Raw genomic sequence first — 25,022 nt, 5'->3', positions numbered from 1 at the left:
GCACCTTGAAGGAGAACTCCACTTTGAACTGGCAGGCCAAGCTCAGAGACCAGTTAGCGGGCCAACCACCGTTCTCTCACTTGAAAACAGCAGAACTGACCCAGTGGGTTCAGTCTGGGAAGCGACTCCTCTACAGCCCAGGAGATCGCTTAATACGGCCTGATGAACTCAACTCTCACATCTACCTCGTCCTTTCAGGAACCGTACGGCTAATAGGCTCTAGTGAAGGACGAGAAGGGCCATTCACCCTTGATAAAAGAGGTGCCGGACAGCTAATTGGTTGGAGCAGCCTGATGAGAGGTGAACCAACAGAACTTGTTCAAGCAAGCACTGATGTTGTGGTGCTGGCTTTACCAGCAGTTGCATTTGTGCGGTTCATACATGAAATTCCTGCATTCGCTCAGCATTTCTATAACCTAAGCAATAAGCATGAGTCCTATACCGTTGCCGTTGCGGCTGTTGAGCTAAATCCCAAAAGGTGTGCTGCCTGGCGCGATGACCTATTGGAACGGGTTGGACAAAGTAAGACAGCGAGTCTATCCGTTGATAATTCACTAGAGAATCTTGAAGAGCTACCGTCCGGCTGGACATGGTATTTGAGCACACCTGATGTGCCCGGCGTACCAGTAGGAAAGGCACTATTGGCATCATCTGAAAAACTACCGAGACGAACCGGCTTCTTATTGCCATATCGTGTAATAGCTTTACCGGACGGAGAAATGCCGAAGCCAGTTCTTGAAAAGAACGTATCAAACCTAGAAGTGAATGAAATCAACAATCCTCAAACTGATCTTGAACAACTGGGAATACTCGAAGATGACCAACTCCATGACGAAGCTCGTCACCCATTAGTACGAGGAAAAGGAGCAAAACGCGAAGCCTTAGCTGTCTGTGAAATGATGGCACTGGCACAACAAGTACCTTTTAGAAGAGACAACATATCAAAAGTACTTGATAATCAATTTAAACGCGATAAAGGTTTATCCCTGCAATTAATAGGAGGCTTGTGTGAATTACTTGGGATGACAAGTCAAATCGCTAAAACAAATTCAATACATATAAATAGCATTGAAGCTCCTGCAATCTTCTTTTTAGATGACATACCGGTAGTGTTCTACGGAATAGAAAAAAGAGATGTAATCATTGGTCACCCACATCATGGTATCCAAAAAATAAGCGTCCAAAAATTAATACCAAGATTGGAGACGGATTTTAACTTTGTACTTCCTAGGCGTGTTGCAACAACACCAACAAGCCGCTTCGGATGGAGCTGGTTTACGCCTCTATTAAAAAAGTACAAAAAGGCCTTATGCCTGGTATTTGTAGCTTCCTTACTAGCCCAGATGTTCGGATTAGCTATACCACTTCTACTACAGCAAATTATAGATAAAGTTTTAAGCCAGGGTAATCTCAGCAGCTTAAATGTGTTAGGGACTGCCATGTTGGTGATGGCACTTTTCCAAGGAATACTACAGGCACTTCGCACATACATTTTTGTCGACACCACCGATCGAATGGATCTAACGCTGGGAAGTGCAGTTATCGATCGGTTACTTGCATTACCACTATCTTACTTTGAGCGCAGACCAGTTGGAGAATTAAGTCAAAGACTTGGTGAACTTAATACCATTCGCAGCTTCCTAACAGGTACTGCATTGATTTCAGTACTTAATATTGTTTTTGCCTTGGTATACTTGGCGGTGATGTTTATTTATTCCCCACTTCTTAGCGTAGTTGCGTTATCCACATTGCCTTTGTATCTCCTTTTGGTATTAGGCGTAGCTCCAATTTATAAGTCGTTAATACGCAAACGTGCAGTAGCGTCAGCCAGAACACAAAGCCACCTAATCGAGGTAATTGGGGGTATTCAGACTGTAAAAGCCCAACATTTTGAATTAACCGCCCGCTGGAAATGGCAGGATCGATACAGACATTTTGTAAGCGAGGGCTTTAAAAGCGCCTCTCTTGGAGCTACTGCAGGCGAAATAGGTAATTTCCTGAATCAAGTAAGCGGCTTGCTCATACTTTGGATTGGCATGTGGCTTGTCCTAAAGGGAGAATTCACACTGGGACAACTAATTGCATTCCGGATAATTTCCGGAAATGTGACTGGGCCCATTCTTCAATTAGCAGGTTTGTATCAAGGATTCCAAGGTGTACAACTGTCTATGGAACGCTTGAGTGATATCATCGACCAAAACCCGGAACTCAACAAATCAGACGAAATTGGACAAATCGCACTTCCTTCAGTGAAAGGAGATGTACGTTTTGAAGGAATAAATTTCCGTTTTGGCTCTTCAGGACCTTATCAACTTAAGGATGTCAATGTCAATATTCCATCAGGAAGTTTTGTTGGCATTGTAGGTCAAAGTGGTAGCGGCAAGAGTACATTGATGAAACTACTTCCTAGGCTGTACGAACCTGCAAGAGGTCGAATTTTTATTGACGACTATGATATTGGAAAGGTTGATCTGAGCAGTCTAAGGCGTCAAGTTGGAATTGTCCCCCAAGATTCGCTTTTATTTGAGGGAACTGTTGCCGAAAATATTGCTCTCAACGATCAACAGGCGACCACCGAATCTATTATTGAGGCTGCAAAAATTGCTTGTGCTCATGACTTTATTATGTCTCTCAGTCAAGGATACGCCACATCTCTAGCGGAAAAAGGATCTAATCTATCAGGTGGTCAACGCCAACGCATAGCCATTGCTCGTACTATTCTGAGCAATCCGCAGATGCTTGTCATGGATGAAGCAACAAGCGCTTTAGATTACGATACTGAACGACAACTATGCCTGAACCTCCAAGCTTGGGCTAAAAAAAGAACTGTCTTCTTTATAACTCACCGACTATCAACAATTCGCAGCAGTGATTTGATTTTGGTTATGCATCAGGGTCGACTTGAAGAGCAAGGTTGCCACCAAGATCTTATGGATTCAAAGGGTCGTTATGCATCCTTATACCGCCAACAAGAATCATCAAACTAAATGGTGTATGGTGCAGACATACGGAATACACATCGAATTATTTGTGTATAAAAAAAATCAAAGAAGTTTGCATGGATCTAACAGTAAATTGCATAAAATTTTTCACAAAGTATCCAGTGACAATTAAATTGTATATATCTATAGCAAGGCGAGACGTGATAAAGCAATTATTAAATTAAGTACATATTTATAGCAAAAACGTGTCAAGTATCAAGGGTATGTTACAAGATTTTTATCGCAAAGAATACGGATTACCAATTGATATGGCAATTAAATAATCTACGATCATATTTTCAAAGCACATTTTGATTGACATGCTTGGTGTGCTACTTGAGCCTAAAGAAGTCAGAACATTATATGATATATAACAAGAATCACGTCAAACGCCATGACCAATCAGACGTTCTGGCAATTACCTCTTTAAATGAATCAACACCGAGAATATTCCCACGACAATAAAAAATTGAGAAGATTTAGCGTAATAAAAGAAGCCTTGGTTTTAGGTGCCTGTACTTAGTACTTAGGTTATTTAGCTTGATTCTCGGCCTTGATTAAAAGTTTAATATTCTTTAATACGCTGATATTTAAAATAGCAAACGGGAGCCGTTGCAGTAGCAACCTGTACGACTAGATCTCGGTGAAACCCTTTAGATAGAGGGATGCGTTGTTCATCCATCAAGGAGAGCAGCAGTATCACCAGCAGAGGTATTGGAACAGAAATAGCCTCAAAAAGACAGTGAGATCGGTAGAGAAGTTGCTGGAAAAGACAAAAGCACTTTTTATACCTATTAGATCAGCTGCTGACACACTGACTCGACAAACGCCTGCAAAAGACAATTTTGTGCACAAAGCACACATTGGATAGAATTTGCACAAAAAAAGCCCCTGTTTCCAGGGGCTTGTATTCAACTAATGAAGATGGATTATCAACCTTGAATTGTAAGGTAGAAGTTCTTCGATGCGTTGATGTTCAAAGTGGTCACAGACGAGACTACTGCAGTAGCAATCTGAACGACGAGGTGTCGGTAGACCTTTAACGAAGAGGTATGCACTGCTGACTCCATCGAGGAAAGCAAGAGCACCACCAGCAGAGGTATTGGAATAGAAACAGCCTCAAAAAGACAGTGAGATCGGTAGAGAAGTTGCTGGAAAAGACAAAAGCACTTTTTATACCTATTAGATCAGCTGCTGACACACTGACTCGACAAACGCCTGCAAAAGACAATTTTGTGCACAAAGCACACATTGGATAGAATTTGCACAAAAAAAAGCCCCTGTTTCCAGGGGCTTGTATTCAACTAATGAAGATGAATTATCAACCTTGAATTGTAAGGTTGAAGTTCTTCGATGCGTTGATGTTCAAAGTGGCCACAGAGGAGACTGCTGCAGTACCAACCTGAACGACGAGGTTGTCGGTAGAACCTTTGACGAAGAGGTATGCATTGCTGGATCCATCGAGGAAAGCAGCGGCATCACCAGCAGAGGTGTTGGCAGCGATTGCCTCAACACGAGCAGTGACATCGGTAGCGAAGTTGCTAGAGAAGACAACAACGCCATTTGTACCGGTCAGACCAGCAGCTGAGAAAGCAGCTTGTGATGCACCTGGCTCGTAGCGGAAGACGTAAGTACCGGAAGAAGCATCGGTAGCTCCAACGGCAATGGTGTCAAACGCACTGAGGGTTGACTCAGTGTTGGCTTTGTACTCAAGAACAGGATCAACTGTTGCTCCACCACTCAGAGTTGCAGAGCCGATGAGCCAGTCAGCGCCAGCGCCACCGTAAATAGTGGTGTTAGCGAAATCACCAGAACCAACGTCGGTACCACCGAAGTAGATGCTGTCGAGGCCCTTTCCAAGGTTGATCCTGGAAGACAGGATCATACCGCTATCAATAACGGAGAAGGAGTCACCCTGATTGCCAAGACCGATAGTGGAGTCAGAGACGAGAGCACCACTGTTGAGGGTGAATACGTCTTTGCCTTGGTTAAGGCTGACGACGCTTGCGGTCATAGCCGCCGCAGAGAATGTGACAGTGTCGTTACCGCCACCACCGTAGATGCTACCTGCGGTGAAGTTCGTGCCGCCCTCGATGTAGATGGAGTCGTTTCCATCACCATCGATATTTACGGCGTTACCACGGTCGCCACCAATGATGGAGTTATCGAAAGTCGTGGCAGAAAGGGTGATTGTGTCAGCACCTTTACCACCAGCAATTGTGGCGGAGTCGATGGTGACAAATCCTCCAGACAGGGTATCTGCACCTGCGCCAAGACCAACGACTGACTTAGTCATGCCGCTGACGCCATTCATCGCGACGAGGTCATTACCTTGGTTGGCATTGACGTTGAGCGCTGAATAAACGGCATTACCACTCAGAGAGATGGTGTCATTGCCGTTACCACCCTCGAAGTTGACACCCACAAAAATAGCGCTCTGCGAGACGCCAGTCCAAACATCATTGATGTTGTTGAAGGTACCAATCAGGTCGTTACCAGCACCACCTGCAAAGGTAGTGGCGGAAACGCGGGTGATTGTCGAGCCAAGTGCAATGGAGTCGTTGCCAGCGTTGGCCTGGAAGAGGGCTGCGTTGACGGTTCGTGCGCCCTTATCCGATGTGATGACACCGGAGATTTGAACGTTGAATGTTCCGCCTGTACCAGCAGCGGAGAGAGTCGTAGAACCAGATCTGATGTACTGCGCAGAAGATCCAGAAAGGACTACAGATCCAGAAACAGCGTAGTCACCAGAAATGGTAGATCCGGTACCACCTGCAGCGAAGGTGACGGTGGGAACAATGACGGTCGCCGACGCTGTGGCGGTTTCACCAACAGCACCCAGAAAATGATGTCGTTGCCTTCCGCGCCGTAGACGGACTGAGCAGTTACGAGGGTTCCGCCAAGCTTTCTGATGTCAACTTTGTCGTTGCCATTGGTGGCTGTAAGCGTTTGCCCAGCTGAAGGAATGCCGTAGTAGGCCATGAAGTTCAGGAGAAGGGCAGAGCCCTCGAAATGACACAGGCAGAGAATAAAGACTCAGAGCTGTTGTGACAAGCGATTTCGGCGTTTGTTGTGTCAGATCCCCAACAGACCCCGCCAGCTCTGGAGCGACAAGCTCCTTCTCCAGGACTCCACCGCTTGCCGTCTCTGACTTCTGCCACGAGCAATCCGCTCCTCAGATCCGATGGACAAAGCATGGCTCAAACCCTGTATCAACTGCTGTTGGATGCGGTGATCGACCCATATCGTGGCCTGTGAATCAGCCATCTCACGTACGGCTTCTAGATCGCTAGCCACAAGGCAACATCCACTTGCCATCGCATCAAGCAGGCTCCAACTGACGACGAATGGGCGTGTGAGGTAGCAGTGCACGTGGCTGCTCTTGAGCAGTCGTGCATAAGACTTTGTTCCAAGCGGACCAACAAAACGAACCCTTCCGTTTTCCAGCCAAGGCCTCAAAAGACGCTGGGCCCAACGGCCAAAGCTCCCTTCATCAGGTGAGTTAGCCCCATATGCCACCCGATCCTCACCTGCTATGACCACTTCTAATTTGGGGAAAAGATCGAAAACATGAGGAAGAGCCTCAACGAATTGGGGAAATCCGCGCATCGGCTCCATACCTCGGGTTGCGTACGTAAGACGAAGACGGCCCTTAGGACGCCAGGCGGGATTCATCACAAAAAAATCAGTGTCCACTCCCTCGTGAATCACGACACAACGCTGTGCTAATGCCGTTGGGAGCTGAGAACGCTGCCAGCGGGTTGGCACCACAATGTGATCTGCCTCGCTGAGCTCGAGCGCTAAACTCAGATTTCGTTGTCGAAGTTTTAGGCATTTTTCAGGGCTGTAATCCCACCAGGGATTCCCAGGGTCAAAAGTATAGTCAACAGCATCATTTGCAAACCACCATTCAAGGTAGCTAATTCGCAACGATTTTGGAAATACCCAGCTGACGTCTAGTCCACAACCCCAACCACTGTGGCTAATAACAACGTCCGGATACCACCCCCCATCTCGAATCTCTTGCATTGCACTCCTAAAGCGAGAAGAGCAATCCAACTGCCCCTCCAGGCTATTGTTGGAACGTGTTTTATTGCTTGATACCGTAATTTGGCGTATGCCCGGTAGGTCTCCAATAAGGTTCCTCTCGCTTAAGAAAATGACCTCGTGACCTGCAGAAGCAAGATCAAGTGCAATGAACCGAAACTGAGCTGGAAAATTGTGGTGCAGGATAAGTATTTTCGCTTTCATCACGGACGCCTGCACTTAAGGAGTGATAACTTCAAGGTCCTCTAGACTGAGACGGGCGCATGGAAGAGCAGCTCAAAGCGGCACTGGAGCTGCATGAACAAGGGGATCTACCAGGAGCACTCCAACTATACGAGAAAGTCCTAAGGGAGGAGCAACCTCCACTAGTTGCCTTTCTTAACGCATCTTCTATACTTCGTTCAGAGAAAAAAACCAAGCAATCAATTGCTTGCCTCAAGAGAGGAATAGTTCTATATCCAAACGAACCTGGACTTTGGAACAATCTTGGCAATTGTCATTTAGATGCCAATGCCTTAACCCTTGCTATCGGAAATTACCGTAAAGCTCTAACTCTCAAGCCAGAATTCATAGACTCTCGCATCAGTCTGGCAACATGCCTCCGAGATCTAGGGCATGTGCATCTTGCCTATGCAACGATCAAAAATCAATACCATAAAAGCAACAATAAAGAAGAACGGCAACGTCTGCTGATTCCTCTAGTAGAAACCATTTTAGCTCTCACTTCTAAACGTGACGCAAGGTTCAAGCCGCAAGATCTTGATGCATTTGTGCAACTGGTTGAAAGCGAAGTGCGACAACAAGTGGATAGTGGTGATCCCTGCCGCGCAGGCATGCTTTTGACAGAACTCTGGCTACAGGTCGATCAGCTTGATCGAGCTATAGCCAGTAGAGAACAGCTAATCGAAGATACTCATCAGTTCTTCTCAAAGCCTGACAAAAAACATCTCAGACTCAAAGACTCTTTCCACAGTGCTTGGAATACCCTCAGCTGGAACCTAAGTATAAAACTTTTGAAAAAGGGTCGTTTTAAGGAAGGATGGCGCCTATACGAACATGGACTTCAAGTTGCTGCAGAAGGCCCACAACGCTGGCAACGCTCGCTTAAAAAACCATACAGTTGTTCAGAAATTCACTTCTGGCGAGGTGAATCCTTAGCAGAGAAAAACTTGCTACTTCTGGGCGAACAAGGCATCGGTGATTCGATGATGTTCGCAACTCTCATCCCCCGATTACAGCAGGAAGGTGCTCAAATAACACTTTTTCCAGGTGATCGACTTGTCAGCATGTATAAGCGAAGTTTGCCAAACATAACAGTATTAACTTCAAATGACCTCAAACAAGGTCATTTGAAAGCAACTGACTTTGATTTTCAATCTCCATTGGGATCTATCTGTCAATATCGGTTCCACAAACTGGATGACTACGGTCCACGTAGTCCAATTCTAAAAGCCGACCCAGTTCAAACAGCTCAGCTTCGTCAGCGCTACAGCGACGGACGTCCTTTAGTGGGTATCAGCTGGCAGGGAGGTGGAAAGGCAAATCGAATAGCCTTGAAATCATTGACTCTCAAGCAAATGACCCCTCTACTCGAACGGTCAGATTGCAAGTTTGTGAGCCTCCAATACGGCGACGATGGTCCACACCTCGAGCGATATAAAAAAGCAACGGGTATTGAAATTCTTCATGACAACGCTATTGATCCGCTGCGTGATATGGATGGATGGCTTAACCAAGTCGCTGCAATGGATGCAGTAATCAGCATTGCGAATACAACCGTACATGGTGCAGGTGGCCTCGGAGTACCCACACTGTGCCTCGTAAGCCAGCAGAGTGATTGGCGCTGGATTGATCCAAATATCTACAAAGGCTGCTATTGGTATCCGTCAGTAGACGCCTACTACCAAGACCAAAATGGAAGCTGGGAATCTGCTTTAAATGAGGCACCAAACTGGCTGAAATCTCAACTCAAAGCGACGATCGCTGCTTAATTAATTCTTTCTCATCCGCCACCACTTATTCCCCATGTCTTCTACCAACTTCCAGGCAAAACTCATCGCACTTTTTGAAAAAAAACAGTTTCAGACCATCCTTGATCGTGCTCAAAATGAGGAGATCACTCCTGCAGCTGATCCCAAGACCGCAAACATAGTCGCTGCCGCACTCTTCCAACTCGGACGTTACCCCGATTGCATACTTTGGTGCGATGGTCTATCTCCTTCCCTTAAAGGTGATGCAAACTTTGCCTCAATGCATGGGGCAGTTCTCCGACGCCTCGGTCGCCTAAAAGATGCAGAGAATGTTTTCCGCGCAGCTTTAAAAGATAACTCCAATAATGCCTTTCTTCTCAATAACTTTGCGAATCTGCTGATTGACCAGCAGTCTTTCGAAGAAGCGGAGTCTATTCTAAAGGCCTTGATAGAAGAAAATCCAAATTACGAAGACGCAAAAGCTAATCTCAATCGCCTTATTTTTCAGAAAAATTTAGTTGATTGCGCCCCAAAAGATTCAGCATCCGAAAGCTTAAATTCTAATGATACAGAAAATCGTTTCATAGATCCTTTAATGGCCGCTTTTAGTGATGAAGAGGTAGCTCTTGCTGGTAGTTTATCTACACAACAAAAAGGCCCACAACCTGGTGGACTAAAACCAACAGACCTGCCAGACAGGGCACGCGACCAGGAACTACACGAAACTCTTGCACTTGCTCGACAAACTATTGACTCAGACCCACAGCAGGTAATACGTGACTGCAGTCTTTTACATGAGAAGCTAGGAATTCAGGCTCCAATATACGAAGTGGCTGGGGAAGCCTACATCCGATTACAACTCTTTGGCGATGCAGAAACAGCTCTGTTAATCGCCCATGGACTAGGAAGCATGGAAGGTGCCGTAGCGTTGAATCTCGCAAATCTTGCAGCCATGCGTGGTGATCAGTGCCTTGCAATTCATTGGCTTGAGTTACTTGCTCAGCGCCAACCCGACCATCCACAGCTCAAACAAGTTCAGAACACCTTATTCCCTGAAGGAGCGCCAAAAACAAGCAGCAGTCCTTTTCAAATCAATTTAGACCAACGCGCTCCTGGCCGCTTTACCTGAAAGTCTCGTGACTCGACAACTCGCTGCTCGGCTTGCACTCATACATGAAGACACAACCGTTCGCAAGATGGGTAGACATATCGCGAGCAAAAGCTTCGTCGATGCACTGAGTTGTCACGGTAAAAAGAAGCTTCAACTCCTCAGACCTGGGGTTAATTCCCAAATATTGCGAGAAGGACAACCCATTTGGGAAGGATTATTTACAGGAGACCCCAACCTTTTTCCTTATGCCTCTGAACGGCACTGGAACGACCCTCGAAACTTCAGCCTAATCGGGATTACACACACGCTGAGCACACCTGCAGCTCTTCGATGTCTCATGAGGCTCCCCCAAGCACAGCTACACACCTGGGACGCACTGATATGCACCAGCCGAGCCGCCCGTTCAGCTTTAGAAGCTATATGGCAACACAGCGGTGAATTATTACAAATTCGTGGTTTTCCTACTCCAAGCCGGCCCCAACTGCCTGTAATTCCGCTTGGTATTCACACCGATGAATTCCGGCCTGTGTGTAGCCGCAAAGAGGCTCGGCAACGTCTTCAGTTGCCAACGGATGCAGCTGTAGTGCTCTGGACTGGCCGACTTGAGATGCATTGCAAGGCCCACCATGGAGCAACCTTCCGTGCCCTAGCCCATGCAGCTGCGGCACACCCGCAGCGGCCGTGGGTACTACTCATGTACGGCACAGCCGTAATGCCCACGATTCCTCCGGCACTACTTGAAGCTGCTGCTGCGATTTGCCCAAATGTAGAAGTTCGCCTTCTCAATGGCCATGACATCAGTCTTGGTGCTCTTGCTAGGGCTGCTAGCGACAGCTTTCTGAGCTTGGTGGACTGTCTGCAAGAAACTTTCGGGCTCACACCCATCGAAGCAATGGCGTCTCGCCTGCCTGTGGTAGTAAGCGACTGGAATGGATATCGCGACACCGTTGTGGATGGACGCACGGGCTTTCGCGTCTCTACCCAATCCTTCGAACCCGGCTGGGACGATTTAAAAATTCAACAACTGGCTTATGAAGACACTTCACTAGATCCTGTCAGCACTCGAATCAGTGGCCAAATCAGTGTTGATGCTGCTGCCGCTGGTTCAGCTCTCGCTCGTCTCGCCAAATCCCCGGAGATGGCTGTCGCGATGGGTTGCCTAGGTGAGCAACGGGCAAAAATGCATTACGACTGGTCAGTGGTCCTCCACCGCTATAGCGAACTGATGGATGATCTACAGAAGAGACGACAAGATGCCAAGGCCGATCCAGCACTCGCACCATTAGCCAGCCATCACCCAATCCCTCCGTTGACTCAAATATTCGCAGCATGGCCAAGCCGCAAGATCAACTTTCATACACCTATCAAGCCATGCGGCGAGATCACAGAACTGCAAAAACACTTGCAGTTGGCGATGGTGCAAATTTATCGAAAAGAGTTGCCTCCTCCTGAATTGATCCAAAAGGTCTTCAAGCAACTTCAAAGCCTTGGAACCGCCAGCCTCAACAGGTTGCTTAACCTCCCCGAGCACTGCTGGGCTGTTAAGGAGGCCGAGCGTCTACCCGAAACCATGGGCTGGCTGCTGAAGCATGGTTTTGCAAAGGTCACTTCATCATGACCACCCCTCGCCGCTACTGGCTAGCCCTGCATCCCGATATCCAAAAACCAATCGGTGGTGCAAAACAGATGCACCGCTTTGCAGAAGCCTTGATGAGCTGCGGGCGACAGTCGACCCTAATTCAGGAAAGAGCCGACTTTCATCCAGGGTGGTTTAAAAGCAAAGTTAATACTATTTCTTTGACTGACTGGCACCAACGATCTGATCTGGATCCGCGCAAGGACATGGTGGTGCTGCCCGAAACCTTCATACCAGCCTTGCATCGCTATAAGCCCGGCCTCCCGAAACTGATCTTTAATCAGAACGGGTCTTACAGCTTCGGCCTTAAAGACGGCGATGGTTTCCCCGACACTGCTGAAGCAGTATTGAAGCTGTACAGCCACTCTGATCTTGCCCACGTGGTTTGCGTCTCGCAACACGATGAACAGTTGTTAAAGCAAGGTTTCAGATTGGGTTCGCACCGAGTGAGCCGTTTAATCAATGCGATCGAAACCGATGTATTCCGACCTGGTGTGAGCAATAAAAAGCGTGTGCTCTCTTTCATGCCACGCAAAAACAGCCGCGATGCGGCAATAGTCGCCGCTCTACTGCATTCACAACCCTGGTTTGCAGGTTGGAGCCTGGAGCCAATCCAAGGCTTGCCCCAGGTCGAAGTCGCCCGAAAATTGCAAAATAGTATTGGATTTCTTTCCTTCGGGCATCCGGAAGGCTTCGGCCTTCCTCTTGCCGAAGCCGCCGCCTGCGGCTGTGCCTTAATTGGCTATTCAGGCCTCGGGGGCCGGGAACTCCTGACCATGGCAAGCACTCAAGGGGTGGGATGGGAAGTGGGCTATGGAGACTGGCAGGGATTTCTCGATGGAACAGAGGCTCTGATCCACGCAGTGCAGGAGCGGCCCCAAACCGTCGTGAACCAACTCCAGGCCCTATCCGATCAAGTGCGGCAGCTCTATTCATGGCCCGCGATGGTTAAGAGTGTGGAGCAGGCGTTGCTTCGTTGGGAGTCGCAGTTGCCGGTCTGATGTTTTCGCCAGCCGCCCACGCCCTCGACCTAAACCGCAGGCTGCACCTGGGTCAGCTGGTGCAGAGCCCGATGCAACTCGGCACCTGGGCGGTGCTTGAACCCGCAGGCCCCCAAAATCATGCCCCCCAACTCTGCTGGCTCTCACAAGATCAGCTCGGTTGTGTGTGGATGGCCGGTGGCCAAGAAGGAACAGCTGGGATGCGTATTGTGCTTTCTACCCTGCGCCGTGGCGGCCGCCGCTGGAGCCGCCCCCGATCAATTTCTCAGGATGGTGAGCGCTCCGAACAAAACCCACTGTTATTCGTAAGCAAGTCGGAAACTGGTACATCCAGGCTGCAGCTAATCCACACCGCTCAGCGGGTGCGCAAACAAGACGAAGCGTCTGAAGATGGAAGCCCCTTTTCCATGCAGTGGACCGCCGTCCTGCGGCGCCAGCAACGAGCACAACGAGGAGGACGTTGGAGCACCGCTCAGGATCTGCTTGACATACCTGCCTTCTGCAGGCACCCGCCCCATCAGCTTGAGGATGGCCGCTGGCTATTGCCGATCTATCGCAGCTTGGAAGCCGGCGGCGCCTTTGGCCATGACCACTCCGAGCTTCTGCTGCTCAACGCCGACGGAAGCCCGACTGATGAAGTGATTCCCATTCCCCAGAGCACCGGCAGGGTGCATGGATCTTTGGTGCTCTCAGCCGATGGCAACCAATTGCTTCAGTTCTTTCGCAGCCGTCAGGCCGACTGCATCTATCGCTCCACCGGCAGCATCGATGGCAAGCACTGGAGCCCACCAGAACCCATCCCCCTGCCCAACAACAACAGTTCAATCCAGGCCCTTCGCCTGCGGTCTGGCCGCCTGGCCATGATCTTCAACCGCTTCAATCTGCAAAGCGAACCAGCAAGTGAAGAGACCTGGGGAGAAGCCTTCTGGCCTCGCACCCGTTGGCCCCTAAGCGTCGCCCTCAGCGATGACGACGGTGACACCTGGCCTTGGGTGCGCGATCTTGACCATGGCGATGGCTTTGCTGGTGACGCCAACTGGTTTCTTAACGGTCAGCTCGCCTATCCCTCGATCGTGGAAGGGCTACCAGGCGAACTACACATTGCGTACTCATGGGCGGGCCGTCAGGCGATCCGTTATCTCCACCTAATGGAAGAGCAAATTCTCGGCATCCTCCAGTGAGCACACACGACTTACTGGCGGTGGTGATTCCGGCTTACAGGGTTGCGGATCAGATCCTGGCTGTACTAGCCGGCATCGGCACTGAAGTGCATAAGATCTACGTTGTGGATGACGCCTGCCCCCAAGGCTCCGGCGCGATCGTGCAAGAACACTGCTCTGATCCACGTGTACAGGTGCTGCTGCATCCCCGTAACACCGGTGTAGGAGGGGCAGTACTAACTGGCATGCGTGCAGCCCTAGCTGACGATGCGGATCTAATCGTCAAGCTTGATGGCGATGGGCAGATGGATCCAACCCTGATAGGAGCCCTTGTGGCACCAATCCAAGCCGGACGGGCCGATTATGTGAAAGGAAATCGGTTTCATGGACTGCAGGGCCTAAATACCATGCCACCACTCCGATTGTTCGGGAATGCTGCTCTCTCCTTTCTCGCGAAAGCCTCAACAGGTTACTGGCAGCTGTTTGATCCCACCAATGGCTTCATCGCCATCGAGAGTCGAATTGCCACTTTGCTGGTGCAAGAGCGATTGAGTCAGCGATATTTTTTTGAAACCGACCTGCTCGCCCGCCTGTATCTGCTGGGCGCTGTTGTTGAAGAACTACCCCACCCAGCCCGATACGGCAACGAATCCAGCAGCCTCAGACCACTGGTGGTACTCCTGCCCTTTTTGTTCCGCCACCTGCGCACGACGGTCCGCAGACTTTTTTATACCTACTTCTTGAGAAGCTTTTATCCAGCATCACTGGAGTTGCTCCTCGGTTCCATCTTGATGGTCGCAGGTCTGGTGTTCACCAGCTTGAACTGGGCAGCCTCAATCCACACCGGCATCCCACGCACCAGCGGCACCGTGGTCATCGCCAGCACAACTCTGATCATCGCAACACAATGCCTACTGGCATTTCTCAGCTTCGATGTAAGCAACTACCCGCGACGCACCCTCGCACCCCGCCTGCAGAAACACTCTTAAACCAATGCCCACCTACCTCGCTGCCCTGCTCTGCGTTTGTGGAATCGCGGCCGGGCAATTGCTGTTCAAATGCACCGCCAATTCCCAGACATTAAGCGGTAGCTATCTGCACCCCCGCACTCTCCTGTGGCTGCTTTCAGCCCTTCTGCTCTATGGAGTCACCACCTTCGGCTGGATCTGGACCTTGCAGCAGGGACCTCTTTCCAAAATCTATCCCTGGATGGCACTGGCCTTCGTGATTGTGCCGCTGCTGAGTGCAGTACTCCTGGGGGAACGGCTGCAAGCGACTTACTGGCTCGGGGTAACGATGATTGTGACCGGAGTCACCATCGCTGTTCGCAGTTGAAACGGACCTTCGCTGCGATTTTTTGTGGGCTGCTGGTAGTCAGCGGCTTGCTGATCGGCGGAACAACCCCCCCTCTGCTTTCACCAGATGAACATGCTCATCTGGTTCGGGCTTACACCCTGATCTCGGGTGAATGGAGGATGCACACCCCTGCAGGGAGATCAACCGCAGCCTGGGTAGACCCCGCACTAGCCAAATACATCAACGTTCACCGTGAGAGCAATCGTGTTGCCGTCGGGCGATCTCCTGGCCCACCACCAACCACCGCTGAACTAGTGGCGGCCGGCAACACCAGCCTTTCGGAATCTGCGAAGCCGATATCTATCTCGGCCCCAGGTGCCGCCGTTTACCCCCCTATTGCCTACTTGCCCCAGGGCCTCGCCCTATTTAGCGCTCGAGCACTGCACTTGCCTATGGCAACGGCTTACGCGCTCGCAAGGTTGGTGTCATTAACCACAAGTGCCGCCGTTCTATTTGCGGCCTTCCTATTGGTCACACCGAACCCCCTGCAGTTGGCACTTCTGACGCTTCCGATGAGCTTGTTTCAGCTGGCCTCGGCTGCTCTCGATGGATTCAGCACCGGCTTGGCAATGCTAGCGATAAGCCTTTATCAGTCCCTGCCAGAAGCTCAGCCTCGTCACCGGCCAATCATCCACGTCTGCCTGGTGTCCAGCATCCTGATCGTCGTGCCGGCTCGTCTACATCTCTGGCCACTGCTGATCCTGCTTTTCCTCTCGGCCCGCAAAATCAAGTCAGTCTGGGCCTGGTTCACCAGTCTGGCTTGCCTCTCCACAGTGCTGAACTGGGTGGCCAGCGTGAGCCGCAACACCGTTGACCTACGCCGCGCAGAACTGAGCACTGACACAGTCCAGACCGCAATTCATTCTCTTTCCCATCCCGGCGAACTAATTGCCCTGGTTTTGCGGACCCTCACCAACCACGAACTCCAGAACTTCTACTTTCGCTCATTTATCGGTGTGCTGGGCTGGCTGCATCTCCCTCTTGAGCCTTCCAAGGCCTACCAGATGCTGGGCCTGATGCTTGCAATATTCACAGTCCTCACTTTGAACTGGATAAGCCAACGGACTTGGCGAATGCTCCTTGAGCAAACGCGATGGCTTTTGGTAGGGATGGCCATGCTCAGTGCAATGAGTGTTTTCCTACTGCTTCTGGTGGCCTGGACCCCGGATCCAGCCAATGCCCTGCTGATCGAAGGCGTGCAAGGACGCTATTTCCTCGTACCAGCCCTGATGGTGGCCATGGCAGTAGCCCCACCCCAGAAACAACAGCAACGCCTGCCAAGCTTGGTGCTGTCTTACGTATCCGGGAGCGTGATGTTGATGGTAAGTACAGCGCTAACCCTGCGCGTGCTCTAAATGCCCAAAACCCATACCAGCGCTCGGCCTGAGCATGTGCTGCTCATCACCCTGGATTCCTGTCGCTTCGACACATTTCAACGAGCACGCACACCTCACCTCAGTCAGGTGGGCCCCGTCCACAAAGCTCAAGCACCCAGTTATTTCACTTACGGCAGTCATGCAGCAATCTGGATGGGGTTTACTCCTGGGCTAACCCACTCCCGACAGCCATGGCTCAACCCCAAGGCCGGCAAGTTGATGCGGATGGCTAACGCCGGTTTTTCAGGCAATGACGCCGACGGCATCCAGCTCAGTGGTCCAAACGTGATTGAAGGATTCCGACGGCTTGGCTATCGCACGATCGGGACCGGCGCAGTGGGTTGGTTCGACCCCGGCACCGAAACAGGAGCAGTGCTGAGTCAACCGTTTGATGCTTTTTTTTATCCAGGAAACACCTGGAGCCTGCGCCAGCAGCTGGAATGGATCGATCAACAACTGGAAATACTCACAGCCAGTGATCCAGCATTTGTCTTTCTCAACGTGGGAGAAACCCATGTGCCGTATTGGCACGAAGACGCCGACTGGCCCAGGGAACCATCACCCTGTGTGCCCTTTGACAGTCCGAATAACTCAAGGCGGCACTCTCGCCGCCAACAGCGAGCCTGCCTGGAATGGGTGGATCAAGAACTAGAGCGCTTGTTGAACCGGTTTGCCAACGAGACGGTAATCCTCTGTGCTGATCACGGCGACTGCTGGGGAGAAGACGGGCTCTGGGAACACGGCATCAGCCACTGGGCAACGCTCACCGTTCCATTACTGATGCGCGTTCGTGGTGAACCAGTCAGGGCTCGGGCCAAGTAATGCCGTATTCACGCTCTACCCACTTGTAAGTCGCTGCCAACTCCTGACGCAGATCGCGCCGAAGCGATAACGGCACAGAGGCTGCCTCACCCTTGCCAGAGTTGGAGTGGGGAAGACTGGCTGGCAGGGGCATCGGGGCCACCGAGATGAACCTCAACAAGCCATCCCAACAAGCATCGGTATGTGCAAAGAGATCTTCACTCCGCAGTACGTGCAATTGATGTTTGGGAAAAAACTGCCGATAGCGTATGAGCTGTAGCTCGTAGCGACTCCGACTGACATAAGAATGCTTTTGATAACTGTAATGAAATCCGTCAGCTGAACTCACCACTGCATTGGCTCCGGACATGCGATTTTCCTCCGCCGCCAAAGCTGGCACGAGGTCCAATTGTTCATAACCATGACGACGTGCATGAAAATATTGAGAGAGAGTGCGTTCAACAGGGTCACGCAGAAGAGCGATCAGGTTCACATTGGGTAGGACTGATCGAATCCGTTCAGGCACAGCCTGATGAAACATATAAAAAGGCGTGATGTCGCCGCGCATCTGACCAGGCTTAGCGAGTTGGTAATGATCTGCATACCATTGGCGGCTCTGATGAAAGTGCTGACTGAAGTAATGCACTTCCTTCACCTCAGGCAAAAAAATGCCTGGATGTTGAGAAAGGAGGTGATGGAGGGTTGTGGTGCCTCCCTTTTGCGTCCCAATGACAAGGAAATGAGGCAAGGGCCTTGGGTGGCGCCAACCCAATTTTGCCCGAAGCTGACGTAGGGTACCTTTCATAAGGAATCAAAAGCAAGAAGTAGCAGCATGTTTGTACTGGGTTGTCATCGATCAGGAACATCTCTCCTTGCAGGCATCATTTCAGATTCGCTCGCCGAACAGAAAAATAGCGAACTGCCAGAGCAACTTGCAGCCCAAGTAGACAATCCAGGAGGGTTTTTTGAAACTCGACAGTTGGTCGATTTGAATGAAGCCCTTCTTGACCAGCTAGGGGTCGACTGGCAGCACCCACCACTCCATGCGATCCAATGGCAAAGCGCTGAATTTCTCCCAAGGCTGCATGCGGCAAGAAAAACCTTTGCCCAACAAGCCCTCAACCAAGCATGGGTCGACAAGGATCCACGCCTTTGCCTGACGTATACGGCATATCAGCACGTCCTCTTAAAACGGACACCTATCGCTGCTGTGATTCGGCACCCCATGGAAGTAGCAGGTTCATTACAGACCCGCGACATGATTCCCCTGGCAAAGGGTTTGGTCATTTGGTTTCTTTACAACCAACATCTCTCCCGCTCCATAATCAACGGAGATGCTTTGGTCAGCTACAAGTCATTGGTCGATCTCGAGGAAAACACGATCAATAAATTATCAGAATTCATTACCAATAATATCCCTGAAATCCATTGCACATCCGATTCTCTAAGAAACAATCTAGAGCGAAAAGTTAAACCAAACTGGAAACGAAACAATGAAGAATTATCACGCACTTTCCTGCCAGAAATAGAATGGCAAGAAATGGCAGAAACATGTACAAATATCTACAAAAAAATCTATGATTCAGACTTTAATATTCAGCAGTTAAAGGCTTGCTTTGCGAGCACCCCTGAAATAATCTTACGTTGTAGTGCAGTATTAGGGTGGCAAAAAAAACCTGCAATCACAAAAGATTTAACGAACGAACTCAAGGCAGCGCGCATTGAGCTCGATCAACTCAAGAGCTCAAGCAGTTGGAAGTTGACAGCACCACTACGATGGATTAGAGACAAAGCAAAGAACTTATAAATGTGTCAATCACCCAGAACAAAGTACTTAAATAGGAATTCCGCTTGTCAAAGACATAATTTCAAATTCACTTAGTTCATTTCCTGTATAAATAGCTTCCAAATAACCAGCAGCAAAAATCCCTATACCCTCAACAACTTGTTCATCACCAAATTCATGGATAACAGGACTTACGTCAATCATCTCGTCACTAACTCCCTGCAGGAAAACACGATCGTAAGAGTCTAAGTTCTGCAAAACATCCGCTTTTTCTCCCTCCTGGTTATTCCCCGCCGATCCATAAAGCCAATTTTCAGCCCATTGATCACTTTTAAAGAAAATATAGTCTATGGACCCATCTCGCATTCCGTCATAGGTGTTCCTTCCGAACCCACCATAAATAACATCAGATCCCAACCCACCTACAAGAAAATCACGACCATTTCCAGCCCGAAGAACATCGTCACCCTCATCACCCTCTAACGTGTCGAAACCGCGAAACCCGATCAGTGTGTCATCACCTCCCCCGCCCTTAAATTGATCATCTCCTCGCCCACCTTCAACAGCTTCGCTGTAATTCTTACCAGCGAATACCTGCCCACCATCTCCAAGCCGTCGTATTTCTGCTCCCCAAACCTCAACCAACGCATTGAGATCGTTATCGGCAAGAAAATCAGGCCATTGGCCGCTTAATGGATTGCGGTAAGCCATCACCGTGTCTTCCGGATAAGCGCTCTGCCAAGGGTCGGTGATGCCGTTGAGCACATCACCATCAGCTGCTCCGAAAGGATGTTCCAAGCCAAGAGAATGACCAAACTCGTGAATTAACACATAACGACGATAAGCCTGATCAAATTCAACCTCGGGATAATTCACGAAGAGCTCCCAGCCGTGATCGCCACTGCTTGTAGCCAAGCCAAGCGTTTTGCCACCATCCAACTCAATTTCTTTGTCGTAGTAGATGTCCACATCAGCCTCAATCGCAGTGCTGCTCCTACGGAAGTCCAGGTCGATAATGTTGTCGAGCCTTTGCACCATTGCATCGAAGTAAGCCTGGTCAGAGCTTGGAATCAACACGGACTGGATGGTCTGTTCTCCGAACCCTCCACCAGAGACTTTGACAGCACCGCCTGAGGTATGAAGGTAGTAATCCAGCACGTCATCTGTGGCCGTCGCCAGACGCGTGGCCGTCAAAAAGTCTTCATCGATTAAGTATTCCGGAGCAATTGACAGTCCAAAGAGCGCCAAACCATCGCTACGACCATTGATCTGAAGAAGTCCTACGCGTGCTTGATCACAAAGTAGGCACACGGGAACCCAAGTCTCGAAGAGTCACTTCTAAAGATACTTGGATTGAGTGGAAAAATTTGACTGAACCTCTACATCACCTGATTGATCCCACAAGAAAACCTGAGAGATCAGCGTCCACTGGCCTTGAGCACAGTCTTAATCGTTCGGAAAAGAATCACCAAATCCAGCCAGGTGCTGAAGTGCCTGAGGTAGTAGAGGTCATAGGACAGTTTGAGGTCTGAATCCTCGATGGTGCTGGCATAGGGCGCACACACCTGAGCCCAACCGCTCAAGCCCGGACGCATCCAGTGACGCTTGCGGTAGTGAGGAATGCTCTGCTCGAGTTGATGCTCGAGCTCCGGGCGCTCTGGCCTTGGGCCAATCAAGCTCATCTCCCCGTTGAGAACATTCAGCAGTTGGGGGAGCTCATCCAACCGCACCCGGCGCAGCACACCTCCAACAGCCGTGATGCGCTGATCACCAACCTGCGTCCATTCCGCAGGGGCGTCAGCTGGCTGCACCGTCATGGTGCGGAGCTTCAGCACGGTGAACGGGCGCCCTAGCCAACCGCTGCGTTGCTGAGCGTAAAAAACGGGTCCACGATCCTCGAGCCAGATCAGCAAGGCCGCCACAGCCATGAACGGCGCCGTGATCAACAGCAACAGGGCCGCCACCACCAGGTCTGCCAGTCGCTTGAGCTGGGCCTGAACACTGAAGGTGGATGCCCAGGGGAGGTCGTCATAAGTGAAGGGAACATCCCCCATCAACACGGGTGGTAGACGTTCCTGCTGTTGTTCAAACAATCTCAGCACCGACACACTGCACACGACCCGTGGATCGCGCATCTCGAGGCTCTCCAGCAGCAAGCGCTGGCTTGAATCACGGCGCATCTCCGAACTCACAGCCACCAACAGAGGTTGTTCCGGCTGCTCCAGTCGGCCTTGCAGACGCAAAGCATCCACAGGGGACAAACGCTGGCGGTGGGGAACGCGCTGCCAGGCCGCGAGCACGGTAGAGATCTCGTTCTGCTGGGCCAGCAACAACAGCCTTGGACTCTCAGGCAGCAGAAGACCTCTCCGCAGTGCCAGACGCACGAACAGGGCCCAACCGGTGAGCGCGAGCATCCACAACAATTGAACGCTTCGATACACCAGCCATACGGAATCGTCAGGATTGATCAGCCAGCGGACAACAGCCACCACCATCACGCTCACCACAGCTGTGATCACCAGCCGCTGCAACAGCATCGGCAGAGCGAGACGCCGCCAGCGCAACACCGTATAGCTGCCAAACAACCAGCCCAAGAAGGGGTAAAGCAGCAACGAGAACAACAGCCAGCTCCCCTGTCCATCCAAATTGCTCCCACCGATCGGCCAACCGATCAAGGGCGGCACCCAGAGAATGAAACCAAGAATCAACAGCTGACCGGCGCCATCGAGCAACAACGCTCGAATGATCAGCGCTCGCTGATCATTCATTTCGATTGCAAGCCAAGATCACCACAACCTCCTCCAAAACCAAACATCAGTCTCAAACAGAGGTCTCTGCACCTTCGCAGAGATTGTCACATGTGCGAGCAACAACAAAAATTCTGTTTTGCTGCAAGTTTGGGCATCAAATTAATGTTTGCGAAGCAGATCAGCGCGACAGGCACATAAATCAACGCGAAAAGAGTTGATCAACAATTGTAAACAACAAAAGCTCAATATACTTATTCGCTCAAAAGTTATCCAATAAGCGGATGAAGAGATTCGAACTCTCGACCCTCTCCTTGGCAAGGAGATGCTCTACCACTGAGCTACATCCGCAAGGTGTCGGCTGGAAGTGATCTCAGCGACATGATGATGATGCACCACGGAGGTGCCCTTGGTCAATTCAAATCTGATTGACGCCTTTTTGAGTCGCGGATCAGTGCGACCCCGCCATCTTCTGGCGCAGCTGCTTCACCCGATCCCGCAGGTTGGCCGCTTCTTCAAAGTCAAGCTTCTTGGCCGCCTCCTTCATCTTGGCCTCCAGTTGATCGATCAACTCCGGCAGCGCCTCCAGCGCCAGCCCGGCATCGGGATCGTTCTCCAAGGCCTTGGCGGCCTTGCCGACCACCTCAACAAGATCGGCATCGGGTCCGTCCTGCTTGAGCTTGCGGCTCAGCTCCAGGAAGCTGAGGATCGAGTTGCTGGCCTTTTTACCCGCCGCCGTCGGCACCACGCCGTTCTTCTCGTTGTAGGTCTGCTGAATCGCCCGGCGCCGCTCGGTTTCGGAGATGGCCTTGGCCATCGAGTCGGTCATGTTGTCTGCATAGAGCAGCGCCACCCCCTCCACGTGGCGGGCCGCACGGCCGATGGTCTGGATCAGGGAGCGCTCGGCCCGCAGGAAGCCTTCCTTATCGGCATCAAGGATCGCCACCAGGCTCACCTCCGGCAGGTCCAGCCCCTCCCGCAGCAGGTTCACCCCCACCAGCACGTCGTATTCGCCGAGGCGGAGGTCCTGAATGATCTCGATCCGCTCGATCGAGTGGATCTCCGAGTGCAGGTAGCGCACCCGCACCTCGTTCTCCGCCAGGTAATCGGTGAGGTCTTCCGCCATCCGCTTGGTGAGGGTGGTGACCAGCACCCGCTGGTTCTTGGCCGCCCGATTGCGGATCTCTCCAAGCAGATCGTCCACCTGGCCGGTGGTAGGCCGCACCTCCACCACCGGATCGAGCACGCCGGTGGGGCGGATCACCTGCTCAGCCACCTCACCGCCGCTCACCTCCATCTCCCAATCCCCCGGGGTGGCTGAGACGAACACCGTCTGGCGTGCCTTCTCCCAGAACTCGGCCCCCTTCAACGGCCGGTTGTCCGCCGCACTGGGCAGGCGGAAGCCGTGCTCGATCAGCACCTTCTTACGGGCCTGGTCGCCGTTGTACATCGCCTGCAGCTGCGAGCAGGTGACGTGGCTCTCATCCACGATCAGCAGCCAGTCGTCGGGGAAGTAATCGATCAAGCACTCCGGCGGGGTGCCCTCTTCGCGGCCGGCCAGATGGCGGGCGTAGTTCTCCACCCCGTTGCAATAGCCCACCTGGCCCAGCATCTCCAGGTCGTACTTGGTGCGCTGCTCCAGCCGCTGGGCCTCCAGCAACTTGCCTTCGCCATTGAGCACATCCAGCCGCTCCCGCAGCTCTGATCGGATGGCGCTGATGGCGGACTCCAACCGGTCTTTCGGGGTGACGAAGTGCTTGGCCGGGTAAATGTTCACCGCGTCCATGCTCTGCAGGATCTCGCCGGTGGTGGGGTCGACGTAGCGAATCGCCTCCACCTCGTCGCCGAACAGCTCAATCCGCACCAATCGGTCTTCATAGGCGGGGCCGATCTCCAGCACATCCCCCTTCATCCGGAAACGGCCGCGGGCAATTTCGGTGTCGTTGCGGCTGTACTGGTTGTTCACCAGCTCCCGCAGCTGACTGCGAATGTTGAGGGTCTCGCCCACCTCGAACTTCACCGCCGCCTTGAGGTATTCACTGGGAATGCCCAGGCCGTAGATGCAGCTGATCGAGGCCACCACGATCACATCGCGCCGTTCAAACAGCGAACGCGTTGCCGAGTGACGCAGCATGTCGATCTCCTCGTTGATCGACGCCGTCTTGGCGATGTAGGTGTCGCTGACCGGAACGTAGGCCTCCGGTTGGTAGTAGTCGTAGTAGGAGATGAAGTACTCAACCGCGTTCTCCGGGAAGAACTCCCGCAGCTCGTTGCAGAGCTGGGCCGCCAGCGTTTTGTTGTGGGCCAGCACCAGAGCCGGCCGGCCGGTCTGGGCGATCACGTTGGCCATCGTGAACGTCTTGCCCGTGCCCGTGGCCCCCAGCAGCGTCTGATAGCGCTCGCCGCTGTTCACCCCCGCCACAAGCTGCTTGATCGCCGTCGGCTGATCACCCTTCGGCGAATACGGAGCCGTGAGGTCGTAGGCGGGCATGGGTACTACGGGGCCAAGCGGCGGCCGTCAATTATCGCCGGGGAGCAAGATGAAGTGCTGCGGCTCCCCCACCCGTGACCCCGATCCGGCTGGTTCACCATGCCCCCGGTGCCCCCGGCCTCCGTTGGCTGGGCCTCGGGCCGGATCTGCGCCCGAGCCGGGCGCTGCTCAAACTGCAACGGCTGTTCGATCGCCACGCCTTTTGGGCCCGCGGCCGCAGCTTTGCTCAGCTGCGGCGCCTACTGGCCGGTAGCGATGCCGTGGTGAGCCTCTGGCGCGGCAAGCGGCTGGTGGGCTTCGGCCGGGCCACCTCCGATGGCTTCAGCCGGGCCGTCCTCTGGGACATCGTGGTGGCCGGTGATCTCCAAGGCCATGGCCTCGGCCGCCGGGTGATCGAAGAACTGCTGCACACCCCGCCGGTGGTGGGCGTGGAACGGGTGTATCTGATGACCACCAAAAGTGCCGGCTTCTACCGGCAACTGGGCTTCCAGGATGCGAATCCCCAGCAGCTGATGGTGCTGCGCCGCTGAGGCATCTCAATTCTGTTAATCCCGGTACG

The 25,022-nt window shown here is 51.8% G+C and carries 19 protein-coding genes and 1 tRNA gene; 12 read left to right on the top strand and 8 right to left on the bottom strand.

Going from position 1 to position 25,022, the window contains the following annotated elements:
* The first annotated feature begins 5 nt into the window (after positions 1-5).
* A complete protein-coding gene (locus tag DXY04_RS04160; RefSeq protein ID WP_115161095.1) occupies positions 6-2,987 on the top strand; it encodes an ABC transporter transmembrane domain-containing protein in 2,982 nt (993 codons plus the stop codon).
* A 1,315-nt stretch (positions 2,988-4,302) separates the two neighbouring features.
* Here the strand turns inward: DXY04_RS04160 and DXY04_RS04155 are convergent.
* From DXY04_RS04155 to DXY04_RS04145, 3 genes are all read right to left on the bottom strand, one after another.
* Positions 4,303-5,406 (bottom strand): hypothetical protein, encoded by a 1,104-nt coding sequence (locus DXY04_RS04155; RefSeq protein WP_115161094.1) that lies wholly within the window; start codon positions 5,404-5,406, stop codon positions 4,303-4,305.
* Positions 5,407-5,702: 296 nt separating this feature from the next.
* The gene (locus DXY04_RS04150; RefSeq protein ID WP_115161093.1) at positions 5,703-5,963 is read right to left on the bottom strand and encodes a hypothetical protein; all 261 of its coding nucleotides are present in this window, start codon (positions 5,961-5,963) and stop codon (positions 5,703-5,705) included.
* 93 nt (positions 5,964-6,056) lie between these two features.
* Positions 6,057-7,247: a glycosyltransferase gene (locus DXY04_RS04145; protein WP_136975364.1), complete on the bottom strand. Its 1,191-nt coding sequence runs from the start codon at positions 7,245-7,247 to the stop codon at positions 6,057-6,059.
* A gap of 44 nt (positions 7,248-7,291) precedes the next feature.
* On the opposite strand from DXY04_RS04145, the gene DXY04_RS11760 reads away from it, so the two are divergent.
* The 9 genes from DXY04_RS11760 (at position 7,292) to DXY04_RS04105 (ending at position 17,460) form a co-directional block, all read left to right on the top strand.
* Positions 7,292-9,019 carry a M48 family metallopeptidase gene (locus DXY04_RS11760; RefSeq protein ID WP_136975363.1) on the top strand — a complete coding sequence of 576 codons (1,728 nt, stop codon included), beginning with the start codon at positions 7,292-7,294 and terminating at the stop codon, positions 9,017-9,019.
* 34 nt (positions 9,020-9,053) lie between these two features.
* Positions 9,054-10,127, top strand: coding sequence for a tetratricopeptide repeat protein (locus DXY04_RS04140; RefSeq protein ID WP_115161091.1), 1,074 nt, complete (start codon positions 9,054-9,056; stop codon positions 10,125-10,127).
* A gap of 67 nt (positions 10,128-10,194) precedes the next feature.
* Entirely contained in the window at positions 10,195-11,727 is a 1,533-nt protein-coding gene (locus DXY04_RS12040) for a glycosyltransferase family 4 protein (protein ID WP_115161090.1), read from the top strand.
* Positions 11,724-12,746, top strand: a complete 1,023-nt coding sequence (locus DXY04_RS04130) for a glycosyltransferase family 4 protein (RefSeq protein ID WP_115161089.1) — start codon at positions 11,724-11,726, stop codon at positions 12,744-12,746. The genes DXY04_RS12040 and DXY04_RS04130 overlap by 4 nt, the downstream gene beginning before the upstream one ends.
* Positions 12,746-13,927 carry an exo-alpha-sialidase gene (locus DXY04_RS04125; protein ID WP_115161088.1) on the top strand — a complete coding sequence of 394 codons (1,182 nt, stop codon included), beginning with the start codon at positions 12,746-12,748 and terminating at the stop codon, positions 13,925-13,927. The genes DXY04_RS04130 and DXY04_RS04125 overlap by 1 nt, the downstream gene beginning before the upstream one ends.
* Positions 13,924-14,895 (top strand): glycosyltransferase family 2 protein, encoded by a 972-nt coding sequence (locus DXY04_RS04120; RefSeq protein ID WP_198409842.1) that lies wholly within the window; start codon positions 13,924-13,926, stop codon positions 14,893-14,895. The genes DXY04_RS04125 and DXY04_RS04120 overlap by 4 nt, the downstream gene beginning before the upstream one ends.
* A gap of 4 nt (positions 14,896-14,899) precedes the next feature.
* Complete coding sequence (locus tag DXY04_RS04115) at positions 14,900-15,241, top strand: EamA family transporter (protein WP_115161086.1); 342 nt, start codon at positions 14,900-14,902, stop codon at positions 15,239-15,241.
* Positions 15,238-16,617, top strand: coding sequence for a DUF2142 domain-containing protein (locus tag DXY04_RS04110; RefSeq protein WP_170951326.1), 1,380 nt, complete (start codon positions 15,238-15,240; stop codon positions 16,615-16,617). The genes DXY04_RS04115 and DXY04_RS04110 overlap by 4 nt, the downstream gene beginning before the upstream one ends.
* Before the next feature lie 36 nt (positions 16,618-16,653).
* The gene (locus tag DXY04_RS04105; protein WP_170951325.1) at positions 16,654-17,460 is read left to right on the top strand and encodes a sulfatase-like hydrolase/transferase; all 807 of its coding nucleotides are present in this window, start codon (positions 16,654-16,656) and stop codon (positions 17,458-17,460) included.
* Here the strand turns inward: DXY04_RS04105 and DXY04_RS04100 are convergent.
* On the bottom strand, positions 17,441-18,187 hold the full coding sequence (locus DXY04_RS04100; protein ID WP_170951324.1) for a sulfotransferase: 747 nt from the start codon (positions 18,185-18,187) through the stop codon (positions 17,441-17,443). The genes DXY04_RS04105 and DXY04_RS04100 overlap by 20 nt on opposite strands.
* Before the next feature lie 84 nt (positions 18,188-18,271).
* Between DXY04_RS04100 and DXY04_RS04095 the strand changes: the two genes are divergently transcribed.
* Positions 18,272-19,246 carry a hypothetical protein gene (locus tag DXY04_RS04095; RefSeq protein WP_136975361.1) on the top strand — a complete coding sequence of 325 codons (975 nt, stop codon included), beginning with the start codon at positions 18,272-18,274 and terminating at the stop codon, positions 19,244-19,246.
* A 27-nt stretch (positions 19,247-19,273) separates the two neighbouring features.
* On the opposite strand, the gene DXY04_RS04090 is transcribed toward DXY04_RS04095, so the two are convergent.
* From DXY04_RS04090 to uvrB, 4 genes are all read right to left on the bottom strand, one after another.
* Positions 19,274-20,473: a hypothetical protein gene (locus DXY04_RS04090; protein WP_115161081.1), complete on the bottom strand. Its 1,200-nt coding sequence runs from the start codon at positions 20,471-20,473 to the stop codon at positions 19,274-19,276.
* A 170-nt stretch (positions 20,474-20,643) separates the two neighbouring features.
* Positions 20,644-21,993 (bottom strand): sugar transferase, encoded by a 1,350-nt coding sequence (locus DXY04_RS04085; protein WP_115161080.1) that lies wholly within the window; start codon positions 21,991-21,993, stop codon positions 20,644-20,646.
* A 258-nt stretch (positions 21,994-22,251) separates the two neighbouring features.
* Positions 22,252-22,323 (bottom strand) — tRNA-Gly (locus tag DXY04_RS04080).
* A 100-nt stretch (positions 22,324-22,423) separates the two neighbouring features.
* On the bottom strand, positions 22,424-24,463 hold the full coding sequence (gene uvrB, locus DXY04_RS04075; RefSeq protein WP_115161079.1) for an excinuclease ABC subunit UvrB: 2,040 nt from the start codon (positions 24,461-24,463) through the stop codon (positions 22,424-22,426).
* Positions 24,464-24,537: 74 nt separating this feature from the next.
* Between uvrB and DXY04_RS04070 the strand changes: the two genes are divergently transcribed.
* The gene (locus DXY04_RS04070; RefSeq protein ID WP_115009672.1) at positions 24,538-24,993 is read left to right on the top strand and encodes a GNAT family N-acetyltransferase; all 456 of its coding nucleotides are present in this window, start codon (positions 24,538-24,540) and stop codon (positions 24,991-24,993) included.
* The last annotated feature ends 29 nt before the right edge of the window (positions 24,994-25,022 follow it).

Source organism: Synechococcus sp. UW86 (assembly GCF_900474085.1).
GTDB lineage: Bacteria > Cyanobacteriota > Cyanobacteriia > PCC-6307 > Cyanobiaceae > Parasynechococcus.
The sequence above is the reverse complement of the archived record's forward strand: the minus strand, read 5'-3'. Positions and strand labels throughout refer to the sequence as shown.